Raw genomic sequence first — 8,245 nt, forward strand, 5'->3', positions numbered from 1 at the left:
GGTGGCGGCACCCGTCGAAAAGGGTGCCGGGGTGGCGGCACCCGTCGAAAAGGGTGCCGGGGTGGCGGCACCCGTCGGGCAGGGCGGTCTGGCACAGCCGGCGGCAGCGCCGGCCGGAAAGAAATAACGGGCGGGAGTTCTGGAGGATTTTATGACGACAAGAAAAAAGATTCTCGGGTCACACGTCAAGCGCCTCCTGTCGGGTGTCTCCGACCATGGCCGGCGCCACCTGTCCGAAGTCGAGACCGACCTCGTGCAGACGACGCTGTTGCTGGAGGAAGCCATCGAGAAGCTGACGAGCAGCTTCATGGCGATCCACCACGTGGTCGACTCGCGCCAGGAGGCGATCAACCGCCTGCTGGCGGGCCAGGCGCCGACGGCCGAGGACAGTGCGTGCCTGACGGGCATGTCGGGCGAGATCGCCGGCCACGTGAACGCGGCCGTGACGAGCATGCAGTTCCAGGACATGACGAGCCAGCTGCTGGACCGCACGCTGCGCCGCGTGACCGGCCTGCGCGAGTTCCTGACGACGCTGTCCGAGCATGGCGACGAGATCCTGCCGGAGAGCGACGGCGACGAGATCGTCGAGCGCCTGGGTAAGGTCAGCATGGCGCTGGCGATCCAGTCGCTGGAGCTGCGGAGTATGCTGCGCAAGTCGGTGGAGCAGCGGCATCTCGAAAGCGGCGACGTGGAATTATTTTAATCCATGGGGTCAGAGCCCGAATTTCTCGGGTGGGCTCTGACCCTGTCTGACTAGAACGAGCAGCCGGAATAACGGCAACAGAAAAAACAGCAGGAGCATAAAGATGGCAAAAACTATTCTCGCAGTCGACGATTCCAGTTCCCTGCGCCAGATGGTGGCTTTCAGCCTGAAGGCCGCGGGCTACCAGGTGGTGGAAGCCGTCGACGGACAGGATGGCCTGGAAAAGGCGAAGCTTCAGACCGTCGACCTGGTCCTGACCGACCAGAACATGCCGAAGATGGACGGGCTCACCCTCATCAAGTCGCTGCGCGGCCTGCCGGGCTACCAGAAGACGCCGATCCTCATGCTCACGACCGAGTCGTCCGAAGACATGAAGACGAAAGGCCGCGCGGCCGGCGCCAACGGCTGGCTGGTCAAGCCGTTCGACCCGCAGCGCCTGATCGAGGTGGTCAAGAAAGTCATCGGCTGATCGTTTCACGCCGATCGCACCAGACGGATAATGACATGACCATCGACATCAGCCAGTTTTACAAGGTCTTTTTCGACGAGGCGGAAGAGCTGCTCGCCGAAAAGGAGCGTCTGCTGCTGGCCGTCGATATCGATTCGCCGGACCCGGAAGACCTGAACGCGATCTTCCGCACCGCCCATTCGATCAAGGGCGGGGCATCGACCTTCGGCCTGACCGACATGAGCGAAGTGACGCACGTGCTCGAGTCCCTGCTGGACCGCATCCGCAAGGGCGAGATGGCGCTCACCAGCCAGCACGTGGACGCCTTCCTGGCCGCCAAGGACATCCTCAAGATGCAGCTCGACGGCCACCGCAATGGCGCGGACGTCGACCAGGAAGCGGTCGCCAACGTGCGCATGATGCTGCACGACCTGTCCGAAGGCGTGATCGTGCCGACGCACCAGCCGACCGTGCCGTCGTTCCTGCACGCGGAACAGAAGCAGCAGGTCGCCGAGGGCGCCCACCGCTACAAGATCGAGCTGCCCGACCTCGCCAAGCGCGACGTCGACGCGCTCGTGGACGAACTCGGCCTGCTGGGCCGCGTGTCCGTCGTGCCGCTCGCAGCGGGACGCACGGCGCTGATCATCATGACGCACGAGAGCCTGGACGACATCATCGCCATCTGCTCCTTCGTGCTCGACCCGAACGACCTCAGGATCTTCGAGGCGCCCGCGCTCACCCCCGAGCAGCGCGCCAGCGAAGCGGCGGAACGCGCCCGCATCGAGGACGAGCAGGGCTACGGTTTCTTCGACCCGGCCGATCCGGTGGACGCCACCACGAACGAGCGTTCCGAGGACGAACTCGGCTACGGTTTCTTCCAGCCGATCGAGCAGATCCGCCGCGAAGCGGGCATCGTGGCCGAGGCGCCGCCGCCCGCGCCGGTGCGCCCTGAGCCGGTACGCCCGGAACCGCTCGAAGTGACGGAGGCGGCGGCCGAAAAGAAAGCCGCCAAGAAGACCGCCGAGGGCAGCCACGCACAGGGCTCCGAATCGTCGTCGATCCGCGTGTCGATCGAAAAGGTCGACCAGCTGATCAACCTCGTCGGCGAACTGGTGATCACGCAGGCGATGATCGAGCAGCGCAGCGACGGCCTCGACCCGATGGTGCACCAGCGCCTGCTGGCGTCCGTGTCGCAGTTGACGCGCAATACGCGCGACCTGCAGGAAGCCGTCATGTCGATCCGCATGATGCCGATGGACTTCGTGTTCTCGCGCTTCCCGCGCATGGTGCGCGACCTCGCCGGCAAGCTGGGCAAGAAAGTCGATTTCATCACCAACGGCGCCGCGACGGAACTGGACAAGGGCCTGATCGAACGCATCGTGGACCCGCTCACGCACCTGGTGCGCAACTCGATCGACCACGGCATCGAGCTGCCCGCCGCGCGCGTGGCCGCCGGCAAGTCGGAGTCTGGACGCCTGTTCCTGTCCGCGGCTCACCAGGGCGGCAACATCGTGATCGAAGTCGCCGACGACGGCGGCGGCCTGAATCGCGAACGCATCCTGGCCAAGGCCAGGCAGAACGGCCTGCCGGTGTCGGACAACATGAGCGACGCCGACGTCTGGCAACTGATCTTCGCGCCGGGCTTCTCGACGGCGGAAATCGTCACCGACGTGTCGGGCCGCGGCGTCGGCATGGACGTCGTCAAGCGCAACATCCAGGCGCTGGGCGGTACCATCGACATCCGCTCGGCGCGCGGCTTCGGCACGACGATCCTGATCTCGCTGCCGCTGACGCTCGCGATCCTGGACGGCATGTCGATCCGCAGCGGCGACGAGATCTACATCCTGCCGCTGGGCTTCGTCGTGGAGTCCCTGCAGCCGGCGCGCGCCGACGTCAAGGAGATCCACGGCCAGGGCCGCGTGGTGAAGGTGCGCGGCGAATACCTGCCGCTGATCCCGCTGTACCAGATGTTCAACATCGAGCCGCGCATCACCGACCCGTGCGAAGGCATCCTCGTGATCCTCGAGGCGGAAGGGCGCAAGGCCGCGCTGTTCGTCGACGAACTGGTCGGCCAGCAGCAGGTCGTCGTGAAGAACCTGGAAGCGAACTACCGCAAGGTCGCCGGGATCTCCGGCGCCACCATCCTCGGCGATGGCGGCGTGGCGCTGATCCTGGACGTGGGCGCGCTGCTGCGCTCGTCGCGCCAGTTGTCCGACGAATCCGTCATCTCCTGATTTAACCCTTACTTTTGCTCCGATAAGGAACCGACATGTCCACTCAATCGACGAACAAGCCGAACGATGCCCACGACGGCAACGGCAGCGAATACCTGGCCTTCACCCTCGGCTCCGAGGAATACGGCATCGACATCCTGAAGGTGCAGGAGATCCGCGGCTACGAAGCCGTGACCCGCATCGCCAACGCCCCCGAATTCATCAAGGGCGTGATCAACCTGCGCGGCATCATCATCCCGGTGGTCGACATGCGCATCAAGTTCAACCTGGGCACGCCGACCTACGACCAGTTCACCGTCGTGATCATCCTGAACATCGGCGGCCGCATCATGGGCATGGTCGTGGACAGCGTGTCGGACGTGACCACGCTCACGCCGGACCAGATCAAGCCGGCGCCGGAGATGGGCTCCGCCTTCAATTCCGACTACCTGACCGGGCTCGGTACCGTCGACGAGCGCATGCTCATCCTGATCGACATCGACAAGCTGATGTCGTCCAGCGAGATGGGCCTGATGGACCGGTTGGCGGCATAAGACACACTGCGCGGCGCAAGGAACACACCCGGACCGCACGCGGTCCGCAGAACGACAGCAATCCATAGGTTATAACGTGCCGCCCACCAATACGAACAAACAGGAGACGGGCAAGGAATTCAACTTCACGCGCGCCGACTTCGAGCGCGTGCGGGGCCTGATCTACCAGCGCGCCGGCATCTCCCTGGCCGACAGCAAGCAGGAAATGGTCTACAGCCGTCTCGCGCGCCGCCTGCGCGCCAACGGCATCGCCTCGTTCGCGTCCTACCTCGACGCGCTGGAAGCGGGCCGCATGCCGGCCGAGTGGGAATCGTTCACGAACGCGCTGACGACGAACCTGACGTCGTTCTTCCGCGAGGCGCACCATTTCCCGCTGCTGGCCGAACACGCGCTCAAGGCGCGCGCGAAACACGGCGCACCGCTCACGATCTGGTGCTCGGCCAGTTCCACGGGCGAGGAGCCGTATTCGATCGCGATGACCGTGTGCGAGGCGTTCGATACCTTGAGCCCACCCGTCCAGATCATCGCCACCGACATCGACACGAACGTGCTGGCCACGGCCAGCGCCGGCGTGTATCCGGCCGAGCGCGTCGACAAGATGGAACAGGCGCGCCTGCGCCGCTTTTTCCTGAAAGGCAAGGGCGCCCAGGAAGGCCTCGTGCGCGTGCGCCCGGAACTGCGCCAGCTGATCACGTTCCGGCAATTGAACCTGCTGGCCGACGGCTGGGACGTCAAGGGCCCGTTCGACGCGATCTTCTGCCGCAACGTGATGATCTACTTCGACAAGGCCACGCAGCGCAGGATCCTGTCGCGCTTCGTGCCCCTGATGAAGCCGGACGCGCTCCTGTTCGCCGGCCACTCCGAGAACTTCCTGTACGTGTCCGACTCGCTGCGCCTGCGCGGCAAGACGGTCTACGAATTGAACCAAGGCTGACGCCCATGGAAACGAACAGCCATTTCGCCACCAACGTCTATTACGACCGGACCTTCGACTGCGACGCAGCCAAGATCCTGCCCGGCGAGTACTACTACACGGGCAAGGACATGCTGATCGTGACGGTGCTCGGCTCGTGCGTGTCGGCGTGCATCCGCGACCGCGTAAAGGGCCTGGGCGGCATGAACCACTTCATGCTGCCGGACGGCGGCGACCCGGGCAACCCCGTCTCGGCCTCGATGCGCTACGGCACGTATGCGATGGAAGTGCTGATCAATGACCTGCTCAAGGCCGGCGCCCGGCGCGAGCACCTGGAAGCGAAGGTGTTCGGCGGCGGCGCCGTGCTGCGCGGCTTTTCCGCGATGAACGTGGGCGAGCGCAATGCCGCATTCGTCATTCAGTTTCTCAAGACGGAACGGATTCCCGTGCTGGCCGAGGACCTGAACGACATCTACCCGCGCAAGGTGTATTTCTTCCCGCGCACGGGCAAGGTGCTCGTCAAGAAACTGATGCAGACCCATAACGACACGCTGGCGAAGCGCGAGCTCGATTACGCCAGCCGCCTCAAGGTCACGCCCGTCTCCGGCGCCGTCGACCTGTTCTGAAGAGAAAGGCAAAACCAATGACAAAGATCAAAGTGGTGATCGTGGACGATTCCGCGCTGATCCGCAGCGTGATGACCGAGATCGTCAATTCGCAGCCCGACATGGAAGTGGTCGGCGTCGCGCCCGATCCGCTCGTCGCCCGCGACCTGATCAAGCGCACGAACCCGGACGTGCTCACCCTGGACGTCGAGATGCCGAAGATGGACGGCCTCGACTTCCTCGAAAAACTCATGCGCCTGCGCCCGATGCCCGTGCTGATGGTGTCGTCGCTGACGGAGCGCGGCTCCGAGATCACGATGCGCGCGCTGGAACTGGGCGCCGTCGATTTCGTGACGAAACCCAAGATCTCGATCCAGAGCGGCATGCGCGAATACACGGAACTGATCGCGGACAAGATCCGCGGCGCGTCGCGTGCCCGCATCAAGCCGCGCACCCTGCATGCGGCCACGGCCGGCGCCACGACCCCGCTGCCGCAACTGCGCAGCCCGCTGACGTCGTCGGAAAAGCTGATCATCATCGGCGCCTCGACGGGCGGCACGGAGGCGATCCGCGAATTCCTCATGCAGATGCCGTCGGACTGCCCCGGCATCCTGATCGCCCAGCACATGCCGGAAGGCTTTACCACGTCGTTCGCGCGCCGCCTCGATTCGCTGTGCAAGATCAGCGTCGTCGAGTCCGCCGGCAACGAGCGTGTACTGCCGGGCCACGCCTACATCGCGCCGGGCCACTCCCACTTGCTGTTGACTCGATCTGGCGCCAACTACATGACGAAGATCGAGCAGTCCGAGCCCGTGAACCGCCACCGTCCGTCCGTGGACGTCCTGTTCCGCTCGGCGGCGCAGGCGGCCGGCAAGAATGCCGTCGGCGTGATCCTGACGGGCATGGGAAAAGACGGCGCACAGGGTATGCTGGAGATGAAGAACGCGGGCGCCTACAATTTCGCCCAGGATGAAGCGTCGTGCGTCGTGTTCGGCATGCCGCGCGAAGCGATCGCCATCGGCGCCGCCCACGAGGTGGCCGCCCTGAGCGCATTGCCGGGCCTCGTGCTTGGCCATCTGGCAACGCATGGAGGCCGGGCGTTGCGCGTTTGATCCGCGTACGGTGCATTCACTGCGGTTTTATCGCCGTAGAGCAACAAAACTGCTATGCTTTAGCCTGTATTCGCAGTGCCGAACCTACCAACCTATACTAGGGGCTTCGTAGTCCTCGAAGCCCATCATCAGAGTTAAGAAACAACGGAGTATTTCATGGCTGATCCTAAGATGCGTTTCCTGGTTGTTGACGATTTTTCGACGATGCGACGCATCGTCAAAAATCTGCTGAAAGAACTGGGTTACGGCAATGTCGACGAGGCGGAAGACGGTGTCCAGGCACTGGCCAAGCTGCGCAGCGAACAGTTCGATTTCGTCGTGTCCGACTGGAACATGCCGAACATGGACGGCCTGACGATGCTGCAGAACATTCGTGCCGATCCCGCGCTGGCCAAGCTGCCGGTGCTGATGGTGACCGCCGAAGCCAAGAAGGAAAACATCATCGCGGCGGCGCAAGCCGGCGCCAACGGCTACGTCGTGAAGCCGTTCACCGCGGCCACGCTGGACGAAAAGCTGAACAAGATTTTCGAAAAGATGGAAAAGGCCGCGTAAATGAGCCAGCACATCGCCGACTCGACTTCGCCCGACGAGGTTCTGAGCCGGATCGGGTACATGACCCGCGCATTGCACGAAAGCCTGCGCGGGCTGGGCCTGGACAAGCTGATCGAAAAGGCGGCCAGCGACATCCCCGATGCGCGCGACCGCCTCGATTACGTGGTCCGGCTGTCCGAGCAATCGGCCAAGCGCGTGCTCGACGCGACCGATGCCGCCAATCCGCTGCAGGACGGCATCGACGACCGTGCCGCCGAACTCGGCCGTTCGTGGCAGGCGCTGCTGGCTGCCCCGGGCGCCGACGGCGACTGGCGTGCGCTGGCCGAGCGCACCGTCGCCAGCCTGGCCGAATCGCGCGAAGCGGCCAGCGCCACGAAGGCGCATTTGATGGACATCATGATGGCCCAGGACTTCCAGGACCTGACCGGCCAGGTGATCTCGCGTATCACGGGCATCGCCCAGAACCTGGAAAAGCAGCTGGTGCAGGTGCTCGTCGATTTCGCCCCGAGCGAGATCAAGCGCGAGCTCGACAATGGCTTGCTGAACGGTCCGCAGATCAACCCGGAAGGCAGTAGCGACGTCGTGGCCGACCAGGGCCAGGTCGACGACTTGCTGGACAGCCTGGGCTTCTGATCCCGACGCGGCGGCATCAAGCCGCCGTTTTTTGTTCCACCCGGCGATCGTTACAAGACATGCACCAGACTCACTTCATCGTCCGTGAACCCCTGCTCGACCCGAAGCAACGCGTGATCGGGTACGAGCTCTGCTGGCAACAGCGCGCTGGCCAGCCACTCGGCGACGCCGACCTCGAACGCCTCGTCGCCTTCGTCGCCGACCACGTGGTCGACGAGGAGCAGGGCTGGCTCCTGCGCGACAAGATCCTGTTCCTCGACGCCGTGCCCGCGATGCTGTCGCTGGATGCGCTGCACGCGCTGCCCCCGGAACGCACCGTGCTCTCGCTGCCTGTACGCGATCTCGCGAACCCCGATACCCGTGCGGCCGTGCAGGCGCTGCGCGCGGGCGGCGTCGGCATCTCGATCCGCGGCGCCGACCTGGCCCTGCTGGGCAAGAACCTGTCTCCCTTCGCGTCCTATGCCGAAGTGCGCTTCACCGGCGCCGACGTGGCCGCCCAGGCGCGCGCGTAC

Annotated in this window: 9 protein-coding genes and 1 pseudogene; all 10 read left to right on the forward strand. The window is 64.5% G+C overall.

Annotated features, from left to right (window positions below; genetic code table 11):
• Positions 1-151: 151 nt before the first annotated feature.
• Positions 152-703: a chemotaxis protein gene (locus tag ACEN88_RS19075; RefSeq protein WP_413342035.1), complete on the forward strand. Its 552-nt coding sequence runs from the start codon at positions 152-154 to the stop codon at positions 701-703.
• Between the two features lie 103 nt (positions 704-806).
• Positions 807-1,172: a response regulator gene (locus ACEN88_RS19080; protein ID WP_036230353.1), complete on the forward strand. Its 366-nt coding sequence runs from the start codon at positions 807-809 to the stop codon at positions 1,170-1,172.
• Positions 1,173-1,207: 35 nt separating this feature from the next.
• Positions 1,208-3,385, forward strand: a complete 2,178-nt coding sequence (cheA, locus tag ACEN88_RS19085; protein WP_413342037.1) for a chemotaxis protein CheA — start codon at positions 1,208-1,210, stop codon at positions 3,383-3,385.
• 35 nt (positions 3,386-3,420) lie between these two features.
• The gene (locus ACEN88_RS19090) at positions 3,421-3,918 is read left to right on the forward strand and encodes a chemotaxis protein CheW (protein WP_413342039.1); all 498 of its coding nucleotides are present in this window, start codon (positions 3,421-3,423) and stop codon (positions 3,916-3,918) included.
• 76 nt (positions 3,919-3,994) lie between these two features.
• Positions 3,995-4,852: a CheR family methyltransferase gene (locus tag ACEN88_RS19095; protein ID WP_413342040.1), complete on the forward strand. Its 858-nt coding sequence runs from the start codon at positions 3,995-3,997 to the stop codon at positions 4,850-4,852.
• A gap of 5 nt (positions 4,853-4,857) precedes the next feature.
• Positions 4,858-5,457 (forward strand): chemoreceptor glutamine deamidase CheD, encoded by a 600-nt coding sequence (gene cheD, locus ACEN88_RS19100; RefSeq protein WP_259447559.1) that lies wholly within the window; start codon positions 4,858-4,860, stop codon positions 5,455-5,457.
• A 17-nt stretch (positions 5,458-5,474) separates the two neighbouring features.
• A complete protein-coding gene (locus ACEN88_RS19105) occupies positions 5,475-6,548 on the forward strand; it encodes a protein-glutamate methylesterase/protein-glutamine glutaminase (RefSeq protein WP_413342043.1) in 1,074 nt (357 codons plus the stop codon).
• A 156-nt stretch (positions 6,549-6,704) separates the two neighbouring features.
• On the forward strand, positions 6,705-7,100 hold the full coding sequence (gene cheY, locus ACEN88_RS19110; protein WP_036230336.1) for a chemotaxis response regulator CheY: 396 nt from the start codon (positions 6,705-6,707) through the stop codon (positions 7,098-7,100).
• Complete coding sequence (gene cheZ / locus ACEN88_RS19115) at positions 7,101-7,733, forward strand: protein phosphatase CheZ (RefSeq protein ID WP_413342046.1); 633 nt, start codon at positions 7,101-7,103, stop codon at positions 7,731-7,733.
• Positions 7,734-7,792: 59 nt separating this feature from the next.
• Positions 7,793-8,245, forward strand: a pseudogene (locus ACEN88_RS19120) (histidine kinase); the annotation flags it as partial.

This window comes from Massilia sp. CT11-108 (genome assembly GCF_047302915.1).
Lineage (GTDB): Bacteria > Pseudomonadota > Gammaproteobacteria > Burkholderiales > Burkholderiaceae_D > Telluria > Telluria orientalis.

Excerpts from the sequence above, each read along its gene's own strand:
- ACEN88_RS19075 (WP_413342035.1), top strand. The coding sequence starts at position 152 with ATGACGACAAGAAAAAAGATTCTCGGGTCACACGTCAAGCGCCTCCTG.
- ACEN88_RS19080 (WP_036230353.1), top strand. The coding sequence starts at position 807 with ATGGCAAAAACTATTCTCGCAGTCGACGATTCCAGTTCCCTGCGCCAG.
- cheA (WP_413342037.1), top strand. The coding sequence starts at position 1,208 with ATGACCATCGACATCAGCCAGTTTTACAAGGTCTTTTTCGACGAGGCG.
- ACEN88_RS19090 (WP_413342039.1), top strand. The coding sequence starts at position 3,421 with ATGTCCACTCAATCGACGAACAAGCCGAACGATGCCCACGACGGCAAC.
- cheD (WP_259447559.1), top strand. The coding sequence starts at position 4,858 with ATGGAAACGAACAGCCATTTCGCCACCAACGTCTATTACGACCGGACC.
- ACEN88_RS19105 (WP_413342043.1), top strand. The coding sequence starts at position 5,475 with ATGACAAAGATCAAAGTGGTGATCGTGGACGATTCCGCGCTGATCCGC.
- cheY (WP_036230336.1), top strand. The coding sequence starts at position 6,705 with ATGGCTGATCCTAAGATGCGTTTCCTGGTTGTTGACGATTTTTCGACG.
- cheZ (WP_413342046.1), top strand. The coding sequence starts at position 7,101 with ATGAGCCAGCACATCGCCGACTCGACTTCGCCCGACGAGGTTCTGAGC.